At 43.4% G+C, this 20546-nt stretch carries 16 protein-coding genes and 1 tRNA gene; 6 read left to right on the top strand and 11 right to left on the bottom strand.

What is annotated here, in order from left to right:
• The 5 genes from K9J17_06675 to K9J17_06695 all read right to left on the bottom strand — a co-directional run bounded on the left by K9J17_06675 (position 1) and on the right by K9J17_06695 (position 4977).
• Positions 1–582 (bottom strand): tRNA-(ms[2]io[6]A)-hydroxylase, encoded by a 582-nt coding sequence (locus K9J17_06675; GenBank protein ID MCF8276400.1) that lies wholly within the window; start codon positions 580–582, stop codon positions 1–3.
• 83 nt (positions 583–665) lie between these two features.
• Positions 666–1244, bottom strand: a complete 579-nt coding sequence (locus K9J17_06680) for an OmpH family outer membrane protein (GenBank protein MCF8276401.1) — start codon at positions 1242–1244, stop codon at positions 666–668.
• A 93-nt stretch (positions 1245–1337) separates the two neighbouring features.
• A complete protein-coding gene (locus K9J17_06685; protein ID MCF8276402.1) occupies positions 1338–3554 on the bottom strand; it encodes a hypothetical protein in 2217 nt (738 codons plus the stop codon).
• Positions 3551–4420 (bottom strand): universal stress protein, encoded by an 870-nt coding sequence (locus K9J17_06690; GenBank protein ID MCF8276403.1) that lies wholly within the window; start codon positions 4418–4420, stop codon positions 3551–3553. The genes K9J17_06685 and K9J17_06690 overlap by 4 nt, the downstream gene beginning before the upstream one ends.
• Before the next feature lie 119 nt (positions 4421–4539).
• Entirely contained in the window at positions 4540–4977 is a 438-nt protein-coding gene (locus K9J17_06695) for a hypothetical protein (protein ID MCF8276404.1), read from the bottom strand.
• Between the two features lie 137 nt (positions 4978–5114).
• Here K9J17_06695 and K9J17_06700 point away from each other — a divergent pair.
• Positions 5115–5189, top strand: a tRNA-Pro gene (locus tag K9J17_06700).
• 52 nt (positions 5190–5241) lie between these two features.
• Here the strand turns inward: K9J17_06700 and K9J17_06705 are convergent.
• The 3 genes from K9J17_06705 to K9J17_06715 are packed head-to-tail and all read right to left on the bottom strand — an operon-like array spanning position 5242 to position 7319.
• Positions 5242–5727, bottom strand: coding sequence for a DsrE/DsrF/DrsH-like family protein (locus tag K9J17_06705; protein MCF8276405.1), 486 nt, complete (start codon positions 5725–5727; stop codon positions 5242–5244).
• 17 nt (positions 5728–5744) lie between these two features.
• Positions 5745–6050 (bottom strand): TusE/DsrC/DsvC family sulfur relay protein, encoded by a 306-nt coding sequence (locus tag K9J17_06710; protein MCF8276406.1) that lies wholly within the window; start codon positions 6048–6050, stop codon positions 5745–5747.
• 21 nt (positions 6051–6071) lie between these two features.
• Positions 6072–7319: an NAD(P)/FAD-dependent oxidoreductase gene (locus K9J17_06715; protein MCF8276407.1), complete on the bottom strand. Its 1248-nt coding sequence runs from the start codon at positions 7317–7319 to the stop codon at positions 6072–6074.
• 225 nt (positions 7320–7544) lie between these two features.
• Here K9J17_06715 and K9J17_06720 point away from each other — a divergent pair, with 225 nt between their 5' ends.
• From K9J17_06720 to K9J17_06735, 4 genes are all read left to right on the top strand, one after another.
• On the top strand, positions 7545–9941 hold the full coding sequence (locus K9J17_06720) for a TonB-dependent receptor (protein MCF8276408.1): 2397 nt from the start codon (positions 7545–7547) through the stop codon (positions 9939–9941).
• A 4-nt stretch (positions 9942–9945) separates the two neighbouring features.
• A complete protein-coding gene (locus tag K9J17_06725) occupies positions 9946–10878 on the top strand; it encodes a DUF4249 domain-containing protein (GenBank protein MCF8276409.1) in 933 nt (310 codons plus the stop codon).
• 40 nt (positions 10879–10918) lie between these two features.
• Positions 10919–11860 (top strand): thioredoxin-disulfide reductase, encoded by a 942-nt coding sequence (gene trxB / locus K9J17_06730; GenBank protein ID MCF8276410.1) that lies wholly within the window; start codon positions 10919–10921, stop codon positions 11858–11860.
• Positions 11861–11941: 81 nt separating this feature from the next.
• The gene (locus K9J17_06735; GenBank protein ID MCF8276411.1) at positions 11942–12376 is read left to right on the top strand and encodes an SRPBCC family protein; all 435 of its coding nucleotides are present in this window, start codon (positions 11942–11944) and stop codon (positions 12374–12376) included.
• Here the strand turns inward: K9J17_06735 and K9J17_06740 are convergent.
• The 3 genes from K9J17_06740 to K9J17_06750 all read right to left on the bottom strand — a co-directional run bounded on the left by K9J17_06740 (position 12370) and on the right by K9J17_06750 (position 18453).
• Positions 12370–12948 (bottom strand): thioredoxin family protein, encoded by a 579-nt coding sequence (locus tag K9J17_06740; protein ID MCF8276412.1) that lies wholly within the window; start codon positions 12946–12948, stop codon positions 12370–12372. The genes K9J17_06735 and K9J17_06740 overlap by 7 nt on opposite strands.
• 61 nt (positions 12949–13009) lie before the next feature.
• Positions 13010–17488: a T9SS type A sorting domain-containing protein gene (locus K9J17_06745; GenBank protein MCF8276413.1), complete on the bottom strand. Its 4479-nt coding sequence runs from the start codon at positions 17486–17488 to the stop codon at positions 13010–13012.
• A gap of 113 nt (positions 17489–17601) precedes the next feature.
• Positions 17602–18453, bottom strand: a complete 852-nt coding sequence (locus tag K9J17_06750) for an outer membrane beta-barrel protein (protein MCF8276414.1) — start codon at positions 18451–18453, stop codon at positions 17602–17604.
• A gap of 355 nt (positions 18454–18808) precedes the next feature.
• On the opposite strand from K9J17_06750, the gene K9J17_06755 reads away from it, so the two are divergent.
• Positions 18809–20488, top strand: a complete 1680-nt coding sequence (locus tag K9J17_06755) for an aryl-sulfate sulfotransferase (GenBank protein ID MCF8276415.1) — start codon at positions 18809–18811, stop codon at positions 20486–20488.
• Positions 20489–20546 lie beyond the last annotated feature (58 nt).

Consider the following 20546-nt stretch of genomic DNA (forward strand, 5'->3'; position numbering starts at 1 on the left):
TCAACCATGAATCTTTTCTTCGTTACCAAGTTTACTCATGATTCCTGCTTCAAAATCTAAAAGTTCATTCCATTTTTTGTTGACTATTTCTCTGCCGCCATATTTACGTGCGTAGTTCAAGAATAGCGTATAATGGTTGGCTTCACTTACCATTAGATCACGATAGAAAGCGGCAAGTTCATGGTCTTCAATATTATCTGCCAGAACTTTGAACCGTTCACAGCTCCTAGCCTCAATCATGGCAGAAATGAGTAGATCATGTACCAAACGGTCTTCACGCTTTCCTCCTTGAGGAAAGTATGCCATCAATTGCCTGACATATTCGTCTTTTCTAGGTTTGCCAAGTTCAAATCCTCTAGCAAGAATGCGTTCATGTACCATCTGAAAATGACTGAGTTCTTCTTGCGCGAGTTCTAGCAATTCCGTGATCAATTCTGACTTATCAGGGTAACGAATGGTGATGGAAATGGCATTTGAAGCCGCCTTCTGCTCACACCATGCATGGTCGGTCAGTATTTCCTCGATATTCTTTTCGGCAATGTTTGCCCAACGCGGGTCGGTGGGAAGTTTCAGTCCAAGCATTTCGCAAAGTTAAAATGATGTAAAAAGAAAACCGCTTTCGAAAGAACGAAAGCGGTTTTCTGCAATCAGCTAAAAATCACTGATTATTTTTTCTTCTTACTTGGGTCTTGCTGTACTGGAGCAGCAGGTTGTGCCGCTTCCTGTCCTTCCAATTTAATTCCCAACTCGGCCACTACATCTCTAGTGATATCGTGCCCATCTGGTCCCCAAAGAACGATGGATGTTCCTGAGCCATCAACCGAATTCATGATATATTCGAATCCTTTTCGTTTTGCAACAATCTCCATTGCACCTCTTATCTTTTGCAAAACAGGTTGAAGAGACTCACTTCTTTTCTGAGCTAATTGTTGTTCTGCTTGTGCGGCTGCTTCACGAATCTGTTTGTCACCTTCCATTCCCTGCTTTTGAAGCTCAAGAGCTTTTGCGGTATCTCCAGCAGCAAGTACCCGATTGAATTCAGTCACGATTCCTTCCATCTGAGCCTTCATGTCATCAAGTCTTTTTTGAAGTCCCGTACCATAGATCTGAAGATCTTCGTTGATTTTCTTATTCTCAGGCATCACAGATAAAATTGCATTGATGTCAGCATAACCGATCTTTTGAGCGGACACCAAACTTGGCACCATCATCATCACTGCAATAGCTAGTACTAGATTTCTCATGTTTTTCATAGTTGATTTGGAAAACAAATAACGTCAATCACTTCAGTTTGAACAAAAATCAAATTCTTAAAAAATCAGAATTCTCAAACTCTATTATCCAAGCTTGCTTAACAAGGTAGAGCAAAATTCAATCAGCTCCTCAATTTCACGTTCGCTTAAGATGCGTTCTTTCCCAAAAACCAGCATGGAATCTCCCGTGCTTTCCAATCGGTATGAGGTTCCATTTTGAAGAAACTCAAGTAATTCGACATTGAAAAACAACCTGATTGCGGTTTCATCTTCTCCTTTCAATCTGAACTTATTCGAGAATTTCCTGAAGTCCTTGAAGTCAATGTCGTCATAGCCGGCCAATGCAGCAACGCGATCGAAAATGTGCTCTTTTTCGAGTGTGAAAAGTGGCATTTTCCTGTTTACCGAAATCACAGCCACAGTTGCTTGTCTATCCACCTTCACTTGAAATTCTCCTTCGTGAAAATCGACATCTTGAACTACAATGTCATAATCGGTAGCTGTTCCAATAAGCCGATTGTAAACCCTGTCGACCGTTCGGAACCTGAAGAGGTGAAATTTTTCGAAGGACAATACGTAGCGAATTACTGCAAGCTCAAATTTCCAGTTAAGTGTGTTTGCGAGTGCCTGTAATTTTTTCTGCCTAGAAGTAAGCGTCACATTTGCAGGCCTTGGCACTTTTGAATCACCTTTGAACCGCACCGAAAGCGGATGAGCTGTTGACGTTCGGTGATTATCCATCCCAATTATCTCAAAATGACCTCCTCTTCTGATGTGACTTTCCTCAAACTCGGCCAAATGCTCGAGAACAGTATGGTCAATGAACTCGGTAAGTGAAAGATCAAGGTTGATGGTAGAATCACTTGGTATCACGTCAAGTGCCTTTTTCAATCTCGAATAATTGAGGAAGTTGCTGTAGCCGCGAACACTGACGTGAAACGTGTTTTCATCGCCTTCTTCGTATGCTACCACATTTGGTCTAAAAAGAATGGTGAACAACTTCATTACAGACCGCAGCCTGATGATATGAATGACGATTGTAATGGCAACTCCAGCGGCAATTCCAATAATGAGGTCGAAGGTGAGCGTGATCAATAATGTGGTAAAGAATATCAGTACTTGATCCCAACCTATGCGATACACATTTCTGATCTCTGACGGATTGAGGAGCTTGTATCCGGTCTGAATCAATATTCCTGCAAGCGCTGCCAACGGGATGTGTTTCAATTGAGAACCGAGCAACACAACCAATAATAGAATGAGGATTGCTTGAAACACATCCACCAATTGCGTTTTTCCGTTGTGTGTTACAGCAACGGAACTGGGAACGATACCAGGAATAACGGGCATGCCTCCAAGCATTCCACTGATGGATGTGCCAATTCCAACTGCCCGAAGTTCCTTGTTCACATTGGTTTTCCGCTTCAACGGATCCAATCTATCGATGGCCCGTGCGCTTAAGATCCCCTCAATACTCGTTACCAGCACAATGGCCAAAACAATGTTCCAAAAGTGAGCGGTTTGCCATAAACCGAAGTCGGGCATCACTATAGATTCGGACAATTCTGATGGAAGTGCAATGAGTTGCTTGCTTCCAAATTCGTAAGTGTGCTGGAAAATGGTGTATTGGCCGCCTTCTGCAAATTCAAGCGCGTATGAATAAGCAATGGATATCAGAATGACCCAAACAGCCGCTGGCAAGGCCTTGATAACTGGAGATTCAATCTTAGGATGTACGAACATTATGAGCACAGAGATGATACCGATGAACATGACAATCGGGTTCACTCCTCCGATCAGGCCTTTCATTTCCTGTACGAGTTGAATCAAGCTTGCGGCATGGGTTTCGGCTCCAAGCAATGCTGGTATCTGTTTAACAATAATGATAACACCAACAGATGCCAACAGACTTTTGATGACGGTGGCAGGAATCAGGTCTCCGATCACGCCCATTCGAAGTATTCCTAAAATGAACTGAATGAGCCCAGCAACAACCACAGCCGACAGAAAGAAGCGATATCCAAGAAAAACATCATCTCCACCAAAAGATAATACAGCGGCAGCCGTTACCCCGATCAGCATTTTTGGCGTGCTATGCAGCGCTATGCTTCCGCCACTGAACCACGAAATGAACAGCCCTCCAACAACACTAGGAATAACCGCTGACAAAGGAGGAACACCTGATGCCAAGCCGATCCCCAACCCTAAGGGAATAGCAATGAACGCTACGCTGATGGACGCACGCAGGTCACCTTTCCACGACTGTTTCCAGCCTTTGAAGCCGTTGGAGAACAGTTTCATGCAACCGAATTGGCAGTCTGGTTAACGATCATGAGACAGCAAGGCAGATCAGACAAAACAAATTCGAGATCGTGCGGAAACACACGGTCCATGATTCCCAATTTGGAATCAGGCGAATTCATTACCAAAAGGTCAGCACGATTTGCCGCAGCAAAATGACCAATGGTGTAACCCGCTTTTCCAAAAATGCACTTATGATCTACCGGAACCGCTCCTTCTGCACTCAACTGCTTCTCCAGATCAGCCATTCGCTCATCTTCGCGTTGCTTCAGTTCTTTTCGTTTCAAGGCTGTTTCAGCCAATTCAAGATCATCGTCTACTGCCTCCCCTCCCATTTTCGGGTCAATCTGATCAATGATGGTGATGTGCTCAGCCCCCAAAGTCTTCCCAATATAATTGGCCGTGCGAATGGTAGCTTCCGTCTTACTGTGATTATCGCCAGAAACAACAATTTCTCTGCATTTGTTTCTGATCACAGATCTATCAGTAAGAAGAAGAATGGAGCATTGTGCCTTGCGGCAAAGCTTGCGCGCAATGGAGCCTGTGTAGAACTTGAGCAAGTTCTCTCTTTTCATGGCACCTGCAATCAAGAGGTCAACCGAATTATCTGTGCACGAAGCAAGAATATTTGCTGCCGGATCACCCTCACGAAACTCCACTTTCACCCTACTTCTATCAATTTCCGCCTGCGAGATCAGCAATTCCAAACGCTCAACTTTTTCATCCGTCTTTCTGCCTACATGAATAAGCACAAGGTTTGCATCGAGCATTTTTGCGATCCGTGCACTCTCATGCAAATTTGCTTCGGCATATGGCGAAAAGGCAATGGCGGTGGCGATGGTCTTAAACGGAAACGGTACGGACATTTGAATGTTTTTTGATGCTTACAATATACAATGTCGAGGGGAAGAAGTCTAGAACCTTCAGCCACAACATGATCGTGATCAAAAAAAAAGAGAGCCAAAGCTCTCTTTTTGTCATTGTGCTATTTATTCATTGGCGGCTCAGCCGGTTCGCCCGTTGGAGCAAAATCAATGTGTTGAGGCTGTCCATCCTTAAAGTATCCTTCATACACCGCATTGGTCATAAGGTCGCCAGGCAGGCTCCAATGGAAATGCCCACGGCCATTCATCTTGCCAGCTTTCCATTCGCCAATGTATTTGTCTCCGTTGTTGTAGGTGTATGTTCCTCTTCCTTCCATTTGCCCATCTTTCCAAGCACCCTTGTACACATCTCCGCTGGTAAATTCATAAACGCCATAACCAAATGGGAGTCCTTTTTTCCACTGACCTTTGTATTGGTCACCATTTTCAAACAGGTAAGTTCCATTGCCTTCATAGCAATTCCCTTCTGTACACTGGGCATTTACGGTAGAAACGAATCCGATTCCAACAAATAAGAACAACGCGATTTTCTTGAGCATTTGGGCAAGTGTTAGCTTAGTTTTTCATCCTCCTAAGAAGATGGTTACAAGATTAAGGATTTTTTGAGATTAGAACATCCTAGCCCTATTCATCTTTTACCTCAGTTACGAAAAGTAATACATTTGCGACAATCGTTCGGGGTGTAGCTTAGCCCGGTTAAAGTGCGCGTCTGGGGGGCGCGAGAGCGGTGGTTCGAATCCACTCACCCCGACACAAAAAAAGGCAGCCAACGGCTGCCTTTCTACTTTATCGTTTTTGATAGATCAGATAAACATGAGATGCGAACCTTTGCCTGCGGCTCGTTCATAGAATCCGCCAACGGTAAGCACGCCATCTATATCATCATACAGGTCTTTCTTCTCAAGATGGAACATATCCATGGCCAATTTACAGGCCCACATTTTACAACCTGAGGCAGAAAGAAGCTCTAAGAATTCGTCAACTGGAGGAATGTCGAGTTTTTCCATTTCCTTCTTCATCATGTTGGTGGCCAAGGCTTCCATTCCTGGCATTCCGCCTAAGATGGTAGGAATGTGCATGGCCGGATTACCGACCGTTGCCACATGCAGGTCATTGAGCTTCTTCTTGTTTATGGCTTCCAACCCGAAGAAGGTGAAGAAAATCTCCGCTTCAATTCCTTCCATTCTTGCTCCATTTGCAAGAATGAAACATGCATAAACATTCTCTATGGTTGCTTTGGAAAGTATGAGAAGCAGTTTCCTTACCGGGGCATCTGTTGTTTCAGTCATTAGTTCTTGAGTTTAGATTAAATACATCCGACCGGTTTCGGAATGCCTGCTATTTTAGCTGCCTTCTTCAACGGTCCATTTGGAAACAATTCATAGAATTCCTTGATGTCTGTGATACCACTTTTGCCAACTTTCCTGATTGTCAGAGGATTTTCATTTCTGTATTGTTCTTGAAGCCATGAAATGACCTCCCAACTTTTATCGTTGAGGTTCACTTCCTCATTCTTTGCAATTTCCAAAGCAATTTCTTTGGTCCACTGATTCAGGTCGGTCAAATACCCTTCCTGGTTTACGTTTACTTCTACTCCTGCAATTGTTGCCATGCTGATGGTGTTTTTGAATGTTTATCCGTGATTGATCATTTCTAAATGTTTACCTGCTTCGCTCATGGTTGCTGGTACAAATGGAATAGGCGTTCCTTTAAGCAGCATGTTCCAATAAACCCATCGAAAAGCGAGTTTACCCATGTGATTCATGCGTGTTTCCTTCAGAAGCTTCAGCGGTCCAAGATTGCCTAAGGGAAAAGAACCTTCCACTGGTTCATGCGTGTAGTTGAAATCAATCAGCAACGCCTTTCCATGTCCTGTTTCAATAAAGCAGTTTGCATGTCCATCAAATTCTTCTCTCATCTCTTCGCCATTTATGTAACGAACGATGTTTTCCACAAGAACTTCGGATTCGAAATGCGCTACGGAACCAGCCTTTGAAGCGGGTAGGTCGGTAGCATCCCCAATAACGAATATGTTCTCAGCAAACTTGCTTTGCAGCGTAGCTCTATCGGTTGGTATAAAATTCAGATCATCTCCAAAACCAGAGCGTTCAACCATTTCATCGCCCATGTTTGTTGGAATGGTGACCAACAGATCGTAAGCTACTTCCTTTCCTCCGAAATCGTAGATTTTTCGCTCGCCTCCTTCAACACGTTCAATGGCAAAATCGGCTACTATGTTGATGTTCTTTTCGTTCAAAAGGTAGCTGAGTTTATCAGAAGCTACCTGTTTTGTGAATGCTCCGCTAAGTGGAGTGACAAATGTGATATCCACCTTATCCCGCATCCCTTTTTCTTCGAAGAATGCATCTGCCAAAAAGGTAAATTCAAGGGGAGCAACTGGACACTTTATCGGCATTTCGCATATGTGAATAACCAGCTTTCCGCCTTCCCAATTCATGAATTTCTCGCGCAATGCGCACGCTCCTTTGAAAGTGTAGAAATCGAATATTTCGTTTTGCCACGTATCACACAACATCCCTTCAATTTCCTGCGGAGCAATGTGTGATCCTGTGGCAATTACGAGTATATCGTAGTTCAACACTTCGCCATTCTGAAGCAAAACCTGGTTGGATTCAGGCATTACCTTATTAATCTTTTCCACCACGTGTTTTGCCTTTTTGGGAAGAAAATCATCCATTGGCTTAATCACATCATTAGGCTGATAAATATCAAAGGGTAGAAAAAGAAATCCTGGTTGATAATAGTGGGTCAACTCCTGATCGACCACTGTCAATTCCCATTCGGCAGGAAGCTTTTTGGCCAAATGATTGGCCATCATCGTTCCCGCTGTTCCTCCACCAAGTATTACTGCCTGCTTCATTCTTTCCTGATTGTAAATCCGAGTCAAAAAAAGCACCGCATGTCGCTTTCATTCCTGATTTCGATTACCTAAAGACCTGAGTATTGTCAGATTTAACCAACTCAGTAGTATCATGATGTTGATATGCCATTTTTATAGTTAAAAACAACAACATTTCTACTCTTAGTGGGTTACATTTGCACCGCCAAAATCAATATTGACATTACTTCCATTCCTTCAACGACAATGAGCTTGAAAATCAAGCATTTCACAGCCCTTTTAACCCTTATTTTTCAGTTCGGATTCCTTCAGGCCCAGCAGAAATACACGATCAGTGGAACCATAACTGACGCAAACAATGGCGAGACAATGATCGCCACCAATGTGTTTGTAGAACCGCTGATGAAAGGTGCTACCACCAATCTTTACGGTTTTTATTCGCTGACCGTACCCGAAGGGAATTACACCTTGAAGGTTTCGTTTCTGGGCTACGAAACGTTTTCGCAGGAAATCAAACTTGATAAAGATCTCGAGTTCAACATCGAGATGAAGGAGTCTAGCTACACCAAGGAAGAAGTTGTTGTTACTGGCGAAAAGAAGGACGAGAACACGAAGAGCAGCAAAATGAGCACGGTGGAAATCCCTATCCAACAGGTAAAGGAACTGCCAGCGCTCTTGGGCGAAGTTGATATCATTAAAGTCATCCAACTAATGCCAGGCGTTCAGTCTGGTTCTGAAGGAAACGCTGGACTTTACGTGCGTGGCGGTGGCCCAGACCAGAATTTGGTTCTGTTAGATGAAGCAGTGGTTTACAATGCTTCTCACCTATTCGGTTTCCTATCCGTTTTCAACGCAGATGCCATCAAAGGAATTGAGCTCATTAAAGGTGGCATGCCAGCAAAATATGGCGGTCGTTTGGCTTCAGTGCTTGACATAAGCATGAAGGACGGGAACAACAAGAAATTTGAAGTGGATGGTGGAATCGGCATCATCAACTCAAGACTTACACTTCAGGGACCGATTGTAAAAGACAAAGGCTCGTTCATTGTTTCTGGCCGTTTTGCCTATGCCGGACTTCTAGGTGGTGCGATTGCCAATGCTGCAACGAAGGATAATACCAACGGAGGAGGTTTCTTTGCTGGTGCTTCGTACTACTTTTTCGACCTCAACGGAAAGATGAGTTATAACCTTGGGTCAAAAGACCGCTTATTTCTTAGCGGTTATTTCGGTCGCGATGTTTTTGGATTTAAGAGTCAGGATGGTTTTAGCGCCAACATAGGTTGGGGAAATGGAACAGCTTCGTTACGATGGAATCACATTTTCACCCCTAAGCTTTTCATGAACAGTTCGTTGATCTTCAGCGACTACAAATTTGAGTTTGGTGCAGGGCAGCAGGAATTCAATCTTACGTTGCAATCTGGCATTCGCGATTATAACCTGAAGCTCGATCTGAGTTGGTTACCAGATGTTCGACACAACGTCCAATTTGGTGGAAACTATATTTACCACACCTTCACGCCCAGCAGCGTTTCTGCCAGAACCGGAGATACTGAACTCGACCTTGGTGGAATTATCAGATACCATGCACACGAAGCGGCCATTTACATCCAGGACGATTGGGATATTTCGGATCGGTTTAAAGTAAATGTGGGAATCCGCGGTTCGCTATTTGCACACACTGGCCCATTTGACCGCTACATCCTGAACGAAGTTGGCCAGGTGGTAGATACAGTGAAATACAAAGTAGGTCAGAACATCAAAACCTATGCTTTTGCAGAACCACGCGTTTCTGGCAGAGTGATGTTGGGGAAGCATAATTCCATCAAGGCATCCTACACAATGAATTACCAATACATTCACCTGGCAAGTTTGGCCTCCATTAGCTTTCCTACCGATCTTTGGATGCCTAGCACAGATAGGGTAAAGCCCCAAGAAGGCCATCAATGGGCCCTCGGTTATTTTCACAATTTCTTAGACAACAAACTAGAAGTGAGTGTTGAGGGCTACTATAAAACCATGAAAAACCTTATTGAGTATAAGGATGGATTCAGTCCTGATCAGAATATCAACAATAACCCAGACAACAACTTCGTATTCGGCAAAGGAAACTCTTACGGAGCTGAGTTCTTTATCAGAAAAAATGGCAAGAAATTCAATGGCTGGATAGGTTACACGCTTGCTTGGACAAATCGGAAATTCGAAGCATTGAATAACGGAAACTGGTTTCCAGCCACATACGATAGGCGACACGACCTATCTATTGTGGGTTCTTACAGGATCAATGAAAGATGGTCGGTCTCCGCTGTCTTCGTGTATGGAACAGGGAGTGCCATTACTGTACCCTCTTCGCGCTATTTCATCAATGGAAACATAGTGACCGAATATGGTGACCGCAACTCTTATCGGATGCCTGATTATCACCGATTGGACATTGGTGCTACACTTCATCCGAATCCTAAAAAGAACAAGCGCTTCAAATCCACTTGGAATTTTGGAATTTACAACGTCTACAGCAGACAGAATCCGTATTTCATCTACTTCGCCACAAAGGTGAATGAAGAAGACCAAACAGTAAAAATTGAAGCGAGGCAAGTGTCCATATTCCCGATTCTTCCGAGTGTAACCTGGAACTTCAAATTCTAAAGAAATGCTTAGATATTCAGCTTCCGTAATAATTGTGCTTCTAACTATCGTGGGTTTCTCTTCCTGTGAAAAAGTGTTGGATATTGAACTTCCAAATGGCGTGAATGGAATCGTATTTGAGGGATATATCGAAAACGGAACCTTTCCTTATGTGATTGTGAGCCGTAGCGAGAATTACTTCAGCGAGATCAACACAGCCGCAGAAGCCATTATCAATTCATTGGTTCAAGCAGATAGCATCTTCATCACTGCAGATGGCGTGCGATATGCAATGGATTATACCTGCCTTTCTGATCTGACTCCAGAACAACAACAATTGGCGTTGGATTTTCTGGGTTTCCCAGCACTTCCTGAAGGCCTTGATCTTTGTATTTATCTAAAATTCAGCCTAATCGGTGAGTTTGGTAAAACTTACAAAATGACTGCCTATGTGGAGGGAAAAGAATACAATGCCGAAACAACCATCGGTCAACCAGTTCACTTGGATAGCCTTTGGTACAAGGATGAATTACCGATTGATAGTTTCGGTTCAATCTGGTGCAGGCTTGCAGACCCTGCGGCCACAACAGATTTCTACTACATGTGGACCGAAAACCTCACACAAAAAAGACCAATGACCGCCATTGATGGACCAAGTTTTGCCGATCGATTGTTCAATGGTGAATCCATCGATTTTAACTTTTACCAAGGTTCCAACTTGGCCAACGACAATGGTTCTGAGGAAGAATATTGGTGGTTTAGAGAAGGAGACACCGTGGTAATAAAATTAGGTACCATTGATAGAGGCGTGTATAATTTTTGGGAATCTGTGGATGCGGCATCCAACCTGAATCCGTTCAGCAGTCCAACTCCTGTGTTCTCCAACTTCGATAATGGTGGACGAGGCGTTTGGGCAGGTTATGCCACAGCAGTAGACACATTCATTTGCGTTAAATAGAAGTAAAACATCGACAAGTGTCGAGATAAATAAAATAGAAATGTCAGAAGAATTAGAGAGAAGGAAATGCGTCATTATCGGTTCTGGGCCAGCGGGTTATACTGCGGCCATCTATGCTGCAAGAGCAGACATGAAACCGCTTATGTACACTGGTCTTCAACCTGGCGGTCAGTTGACCATCACCACCGAGGTTGACAATTATCCAGGATATCCTGAAGGTGTGGAAGGCCCACAAATGATGGAAGATCTGCGTAAACAAGCAGAAAGATTTGGCACAGAGATCCGATATGAATTGGTTACTGAAGTTGATTTTACTGGCCCAGTTCATAAGGTGATGATCAACGATAAAACCATTTTGGCCGACTCAGTGATCATTGCAACCGGAGCATCAGCTAAATGGCTCGGATTGGAATCTGAGCAAAAATTCAATGGTTTCGGAGTTTCTGCCTGTGCGGTTTGCGATGGTTTCTTTTACAAAGGACAGGAAGTTGTGATTGTTGGTGCTGGAGATACGGCTGCAGAAGAAGCATCGTACTTGGCTAAACTTTGCTCCAAGGTCACCATGCTTATCCGAAGGGATGAAATGCGCGCATCTAAAGCCATGCAGCATCGCGTAGCGAACACACCGAACATCGAAATGCTGTTCAATCACGAGACGGTTGAAATTGTTGGAGGCAAAGGCGTTGAAGGAGTGAGAGTGAAAAACAACAAAACCAACGAGGAATACACCATTCCGTGTACTGGATTTTTTGTGGCCATTGGCCATACTCCGAACACAGATATTTTCAAAGGTTGGTTGGATATGGATGAAACAGGTTATTTGATTGTAAAACCAGGCACATCTAAAACAAAGATTCCTGGGGTGTTTGCAAGTGGAGATGCTGCAGATAAAGTTTACCGACAAGCAGTTACTGCTGCAGGAACCGGATGCATGGCCGCTTTGGATGCAGAACGCTATTTAACGGAAGAAGGAATTCATTGAAAACCTCTTAATAACTCAGAAGAAAGGTGTTCTTAACAGGAACACCTTTTTTGTTTCTTGAACTTGGAAAACGAGCGAAGGATGAAGTTCAGATCAGAAGTAGACATTGCAAAGCCGATGGATGAGTTGATAGTGCTCATCCAAGACCCAGAAAACACCTTAAAGTGGTTGGATGGTCTGCGGTCCGTGAAACACATTTCCGGAGAAATGCGACAGGCTGGTGCAGTCAGTAAGGTTGTTTTTGATTCTCCTGCGGGTAGACTACTGATTACTGAAACGGTGATCAGCAACGACCTGCCGCACGAATACATCATGCGATACGAAGGTCCGGGATACATAAGTTACTCGAACTATACTTTCGAGCAGTTGTCGAAGAATTCAACTCGTTTTATCATGCAGCAGCAAGTGGAACTTAAAGGTGCCCTCAAACTTGCTGGAGGTCTTGTTAAGAGTAAAATGAGCAGCCAACTTAGTATCAGTGCTCAAAGCTTTAAGCGCTTTGCGGAAAATCAATAGTAATCGGGCTCATTACCCGCTTTCCACTTGATATTGCAACCTAGGCTTGGTTTCTGGTCAGCAGTTACCGTTTCGCCCTTTAGCAGTTTATCCAGCACATTTCTGATATCCATTCCATTTACTGGCTCCGAGTTTCCCGGTCGGCTATTGTCTAGTTGTCCTCGATAGACACAAACATCTTCTGAATTGAAAATGCTGAAATCGGGTGTACAGGCCGCAAAGTATGACTTGGCCACCTCCTGAGTTTCATCATACAAATAAGGAAATGGGAACTGTTTCTGAATCGCAAGCTCCTTCATGTTCGCAGGTGCATCTTGCGGATAGTTGACCACATCGTTTGAACTGATGGCAACAAAACCAATTCCTTTATCCCTGTAGTCATTTCCAATACGGATAAGCTCATCAATAACATGCACAACAAATGGGCAATGATTACAGATGAACATGACCAACGTTCCATGTTGTCCTTTAATGCCACCGAAGGAAACAGTTTTGCCCGTGACCACATCCTGAAGTTGAAATTCTGGAGCCTTGTATCCTAATTCGATTTGTACTGTTGGTGTTCTTGCCATGCCATAAAAATAAAAAGGGTGGCAAAATTTGCCACCCTTTTAAAATCATTCAATTGGAAGATTATTCCTTGATCAACTTCTTAGTAGTTGATGCTGAACCGTCATCCAACTTCAAGAAATACATACCGCTGGCCAAACCTGATAGGTCAACGGTTTTTCTCAATCCACTTGAAATTGAACCTGTGTTAGCAGCATAAACCAACTTACCGTTCATATCCAAGATCTGAAGCGTCAGTCCATTGCTGTTGCCAGTGATGTCAAGCACAATCTCTCCTCGAGTTGGGTTTGGATAAACTTCAACACTTAGGTTTTCAAATTCTGCCACTCCTGCACATGCATCAACAGTCAGAACAAAAGAATTACTTACCCCTGTGCAACCATCCTGATCGACAGTTACATAAATCTCGTGCGTACCTAGACCTAGTACATTACCATATAGGTCAATGCTCTGTGTATTGTTTCCTGTACTCCACAGATAAGAATCGTAAGTAGACGCGCTAACTGTAAGAACTTGTGTAATACAAATACTAGTATCTGAAAATGCCAGCTCGGGAGTTGGACTATAATCCACAAAGGTCATAGACCAGCTCATCAAGGTGCCCTCATCACCTCCAGTATCGTCTCTGACAAATAGAGTCCAAGCTCCATTTGGATCTTGACCATTGTAAAGACCAGCAAATCCTAATGAATCTTCGGTGTGATACACTCCAGGCATGATATCATCTGTCTGCAACGTAATGTCATTAGAAGATGTGTCCGAGAACACAACGTTTGACATATCATTCAAAGACCCACCGTTATCTGTTGAAAGCTCTACAGTATCTCCGGCAGGAGAAATCAAATATATATCAAGGTCAGAAAGCCAAGTATGCTGAATCGAATCAATACTTAAGCTTTCAATCTGCAAACATCCATTCAATGAAGCTGGAAGGCCACAGAAGAATATCTCAGAAGACGTTCCTTGCGGAATGTTGCTACTGATCGGCAATCCAGGCATCTCAGTTTGACTCAATGGAGTAGATTCTCCGAAATTGACCACTTCATTTGCGAATAGCGTATCAGAAGCCAGGTTTTCATCTCCCGCAAGGGCAGTAAAAACATCAATTTGGTAGGTTCCCTCAGTACTAAGATCTGCAAGTTCCGTACTGAATGTATAGGTAACAGTATCGCCAGTGGCTACTGAACCTGTATAGGTTTCTGTCTGAGCACTTCCTACTAGAGGAATTGACCCACTATTAACAATGAATCCAACTTCAAAGTTTGAAACCGTTTGTAGTCCCTTGTTCCAGAATGTGAAACTCACTGATTCCTCGCCCAAAGAACATCCATCTTGAGGTCCTTCAAAAGAAAGAGCAACCAGATCCAATTGAGCCTGCGGACGAATATTGATATCATCTACTGCAAAACCTTCGAAGAAGCTGGCAAAATCATCAGCACTGAATACGAATCGAACACTCACTTCAGAACTTCCAGCAACTCCTTCAAGAATGTGTTCAGCAGTAATCCAATCACCATTTCCACCTGACTGACCATCCCAACCTTGGGTAACGAACGCATTATAGAATACATCCTGTGTATACCAGTTTTCTCCTTCTCCTACGTTTCCAAGGATGTTCCAAGTTGTTCCACCATCTGCAGATACTTCCATCCATGCGGCATCGAATTGCTGTTCAGCATCAAACTGAATAGCAAAACTGATAACAGGATCATCGTTGATTCCACTGAAATCGAAACACGGAGATGTGAGGACAGAAAATTGAAGATCAGAATAATTCAAGGTATTCAGATTGGTTGCCCATGCATTCACACCACTAAATGCAGTATCAATGATGATTCCTTCTGGATCACCAAGTTCCCATGCATTTGGCACTCCAACCGATCTCCAACCTCCTGTACCAGATTCAAAATCTTGAGTATATGGCAAGGAACTGATAGTAGGAACACTTGTTACAACTACAGAAGATGTGTCGTTTGATGTGTCACCATCACCAACTGTCGATACCCAAACTGCAAAATCATAATCGGCATTCACACTCAGATCAAGTGTAGTTGAAAGTGTAAGATTCACACTTCCTCCAACTGCCAATGTCTGATTGAAAACCTCTGTCACTACTGGACCATTATCGAATGAATACGAAACCACCACAGAATCCATATCGATAGATCCAAGGTTTGAAACCGTCACAGAAATTGCTTCGGTTGCAGTCAATCCGCAACTTGAAACTGGGCTGTTGATAGCAAAAAGCGATCCGTTGATAGGCGGTTGCTCTGATATGCTGATATCATCGACTCCAAAACCATCATAATTCAGGGAAATGTCAGAACTGAACGCAAATCTGATTTTAACAGACCCTTGTCCTGCAGCACCATCCAACAAATGCTTGGCATTTCTCCAAACTGTTGGTGCTCCTGATGTTCCATTCCATTCATTGTTGTCGCCATCATTGTACCAGTTCTCACCTTCACCAGCAACGCCTAAGAGAGTCCATGTGGTTCCTCCATCGAATGAAATTTCTACATATCCTTGATCGCAACATTCTTCTGTCTCATAAATATGAGCAAACTCTAAAATAGGATCGATTGTCAACGCAGAGAAGTCGAAACATGGGGATTCTAAATATGAGTCTTCATTGATGACATAAGCACCTGCAAGATTGGTTACCCATGCATTTACACCACTGTTAGCTGTGTCAACAAAAGCTCCCTGAGGATCACCAAGCTCCCAAGTGCTTGCAGTACCTCCAGTGGTCCATCCACCAGCACCTGATTCAAAATCTTCAGTGTAAGGCAACGCGCTTACAACCGGAACACTTGTTACTAAGACAAAAAGTGAATCGTTCAACAAATCTCCATCTCCAGCGACCACTGTCCAAGCTCCGAAATCATATCCAGCAGCTACAGCAAGATCAACTGGAACACTGAACGTGAATGTATCAACTGTAGCAGAGAATAGTGTGTCAGTTATCATCTCGCTCACTACACCACTACCAGCATCATATTCAACTGAAAAATCTACAAGGTCAGCGTCTCCAAAATTCTGGATGACAACGGTTACGTTCTCAACTCCCAAACCACAACCTGTTGTTGGCGAAATAATTTCTACAACACCTGCATTTACTGAAGGTTGCTCAAATATTTCCACATCATCAAACGCAAATCCATCATCCGCTCCTGAAATATCTGAATGAAAGAACACTCTCACTTTAACAGAAGATGAACCTGCAGCGCCATCTAGCAAATGTGTAGCTGTAGTCCATTCATCAGCACCTCCAAACGGAGCATCCCACCAATCAAGGTCAAAATTGGCTCCGTGTTCATCAGCATTGTTGTACCAATTTGTTCCTTCGCCCAAGCTTCCAACTGTAGTCCAAGTGGCTCCAGCATCCGTAGAAAGTTCTATCCAAGTTCCATCCCAACCAAGTTCTGAACGGCCAATGAAAGCAAAACGGAAAACCGGATCAACAGACAATGATGAAAAGTCCATACAAGGTGATTCAACATATTGATCAGAGCTGTTCTGGTATTGTCCTGTTAAATTCGTAACCCAAGCGTTCACGCCAGAATTGGCTGTACTGATAAAAGCTGTTGCAGGAGTTCCTAGTTGCCAATCGTTCAATATTCCTCCAGATACCCAGCCACCTGAACCATTTTCAAAATCTTCTGAATAAGGAAGCGAAGCAATGACAGGAATGTTATCAAATGAGAAATGAACCGTATCGTTGTTCGGCTCCAAATCATCGGTCAGCGTTACCCATGCCGTAAAATCATACGTTCCAACCACAGAAACGTCAGCAGGAACTGAAAAAGTCAAAGTATCAGTTTGACCTGGAGCAATTTCCACTGTAAACGACTCAGTTTCGGTTGTTGCTCCAACCATATACGAACCGTCAATGGCAAAAATGGTATCCAAACCATTGTTGTAAACTGAAACTGCAACTGATTCGCTACCGAGCCCACATCCCGTTACAGGACCAACTGCACTTGTAAGTTCTGCATCGTCAACTGGTGGCAGAAATACATTTACGGCATCCAAACCTATTGCGTAACCATAGCTTATGTATCCATCAAATCTAAGCTTCGAATTGGCAGTTGTCGATGCAAAATCATTCAAGTTGTACTCAACTTCTTGGTATGCACCAACATTAGCATACAAACTATCAATCAGCGTCCACGTTGCGCCATTATCTACCGACAATCGAACCGCAAGTGTATTCTGATCTCCTAACCAGTTTGGATGGACATGTGCAAATGACAGTTTATAGCCTCCTGCGCTGAGGTCTAAAGTAGGTGAAACGAGCGAAGTGCGATCTCCAGAATAGTCAGCATAATAAAAGTGAGCAGCAGAATCACCTTCGAAGCTGGCTGCACTTGGCCCAAGCGTAATATTGGTCGGGTCGTTGACCCAATCAAGGGTTCCAACTATGTATTCCTGAGTGAATTGATCTGCGACACCGTTTTCAAAATCTTCAAAGAAGACGCTCTGCGCAAAGGACTGTGCCGTGATCAAGAGCAAACATGCGATCGTAAATATGTGTTTCATGCGATTATGGGTTATGGTAATAATTAGAATCAACGAAGGTAGGCAAAGGCAGCTACGCAAATCACATAGAACAACAGATTATTATCAACTTTGGTCAGAATTCAGACCAACGGTCAGTCTTCCGCCTGCTTCTCTTTTCCTGACTTCTTTTTCGACTTCCGATCCTTCTTAACTAGCGGTTGCGAATTGAAAAAGTATCGAACATCAAAGGTGAGGTAACTTCCATTGAGGGCAATTCCCTGAACTGAAGAAGCGTAATTGATACTCTCGTCCAAATACTGGAACTTACTTTGATAAATATTTGCAAACGGAACGTGATACGTAGCTCCCAAATAAAAATAGCCTGCCTTTTTAGTCCGATACTCAGCACCCAGATTAGCAATGGCACCTCCGTGAATGAATCCATCAGGGCCTGGTTTACCATCAAACCCTAACCGAAGTGATGAGTGCTTGAAATATTGATCGCTCGGATTGTTTTCTCGATCAGAAGTGAAAATATCTGATGGGAAAAAAGTCAACTGAAAACCTCCTGCAGCGTTCATAAATACGCGTTCTGCCAATCGCACAAAAACAAGAAGCTTTATAGGGTGTTCGTAACCTACAATAGTAAAGTCGGTTTTGCTTTTGAACTCAGGGCTTCCTGGGTTTATTCCATCGCCTGATGTTGCATCGCGATGAATTGTCAGATTGTAGTTACGTTGCACAAAATTTATTCCTGTTTCCAAGGCCAGTCGCTTACTGAAACCATAGCGGATGGTCATGCCCGCAGAGAAACTGAATTTAGGAGCAACCAGCACGCTGAAATCGGCATTGGAAGTAGATTGACTGCCCGTTTTCAGGAAATCTACCGGAAAAATGGGACGGAACTCGAAACCGGCCGTGAGCGTTTGTGGAAACTTTTCATCCTGCGCTTGGCTGTTCAGAACACCTACAAGCAAACAAATAAAGACCAGCACTTTTCGCATGCCCAAAGTTACTACGACCGTTTGATTCAACCCTTACCTAACGCGGAGATGTGATAAAACTTACATTTCGTGGTATAAACATCGTTTATTTCGCAGCGCATGAATTGGGGATTATTCGCATTTGTTGTTGCTTTTTTGGCCTGGATATCAGCCAACTACCATAGACGCAGAGGGTATTTCTTTTGGAGAACATTCATTATGGCGTGCATGGGTTTTGCTGGTCTCGGCCTCATGCTTTATGGTCTATACACCAAATAAAATATTGTTTATAAACCTGTTGATACCGAATCTTCACTTTTCGAATCGGCATGACATCGAGTTATATTTTGGCCAATTCTAACCAACAAGATACTTTATGCTAAAATCAATCAAACTATTTATCCTAATTACTTTGCCTTTTGGTCTTTTCGGTCAACAGACAACAGGCCTTTTTGAGTACGACTGGCATGCAGAAGAAGGCTTCATTTTATGGGGCCCAATTTTTTCGAGAAGTCAGTATTTAATGAACAACTGTGGCGAAATAGTCCACACTTGGGAGGATGACACCGTTTCATTAGGCAACTCCATCTACTTGCTTGAAAACGGGACGCTTCTCAGATGCGCGAAGGCTGACACTGCTATTAGCTGTCCTATTGGTGCCGGAGGTGGCAGCGAACGAATTCAGAAAGTAGATTGGGATGGCAATGTAACTTGGGATTTCATCTATTATGACATGCAAAAGCGGCTCCATCATGATATCGAACTGCTTCCAAACGGCAACATATTAGCTATTGCGTGGGTACGAAAAGACATGCCTACATGCATACAGGCAGGCAGAAATCCTGGCACGTTGAGTTATGGCGAACTCTACAACGAACGCATCATAGAAATTGAACCAACCGGGCCACACACAGGAAATGTTGTCTGGCAATGGGACCTTTGGGATCATCTGGTGCAAGACTTTGATAACACCAAGGATAATTTCGGTGTCATTGCAGATCATCCAGAGCTTCTCAACGTCAATTGGCTTAACGAGAATGAAGCCGTGCCTGGCCAAAGTGATTTCATCCACCTAAATGCTATCGACTATAATGCAGAGCTTGACCAGATAGTGCTTAGCTCACAGATTCTAAGCGAAATCTGGATCATTGACCATAGTACAACAACTCAAGAAGCCGCTAGTCATGCTGGAGGAACGTATGGGAAAGGAGGAGACTTTCTGTACCGATACGGAAACCCTCAAGTATACAACAGAGGAGATGCTACAGACCAGAAACTTTGGAGACAACACGATGCTCATTGGATAGAATCTGGATTGGCAGATGAAGGTGGAATTATGATATTTAACAATGGACTAGACAGGCCTGTTTCATTTTCAGAAATTGATGTGGTCATGCCTCCTCAGACCTCGCCAGGAGTTTACGAGCTTGCCGCTGGCGAATCTTATGGTCCGACTGAAACGGTTTGGAATTATCACGCTTCTGATTCCGTTAGTTTCTATTCTTATTTTATTTCTGGGGCAGGTAGATTACCAAACGGAAATACGCTCATCTGTGAAGGGAACAAAGGAAAATTGTTTGAAGTTACATATGATGGACAGAAAGTTTGGGAATACGTAAACCCTGTCACTGTGAACGGAATCATAAGTTCCACTGATCCAATTCCAATGGCTGGAGGAGGCGCCTTTCAGGGAAACATCGTTTTCCGAGCTGAAAAGTATGCCGTTGATTTTCCTGGATTTGCAGGGCACGATCTGAGTACCGGTATTCAACTTGAAGCAAATCCTATTATTTCAAACTGCTTTGTAGGATTAGAAGATTTCGATGCTAGCAAAGAATTCAGCATTTACCCGAACCCGACCACAGACCAATTAACGCTTGAGAACATGAATGGAGCAAACATTAGTATCTATAATGTCTCTGGACAACTAGTAATGACAGAGCGCGTAACGTCTGAACAATTCCAATTCGAATTGCTTGATAAAACTGCTGGCATATACGCTGTTCGAATTGAATTGAACGGCAAAACGATCGTCAAGAAATTGATGGTGCAATAACCCTTTTCGAACAATCTGGCAAAGGCCCATCGCAGCTGCGATGGGCCTTTCTTTTTGG

This window comes from Flavobacteriales bacterium (assembly GCA_021739695.1).
Taxonomy (GTDB): Bacteria; Bacteroidota; Bacteroidia; order UBA10329; family UBA10329; genus UBA10329.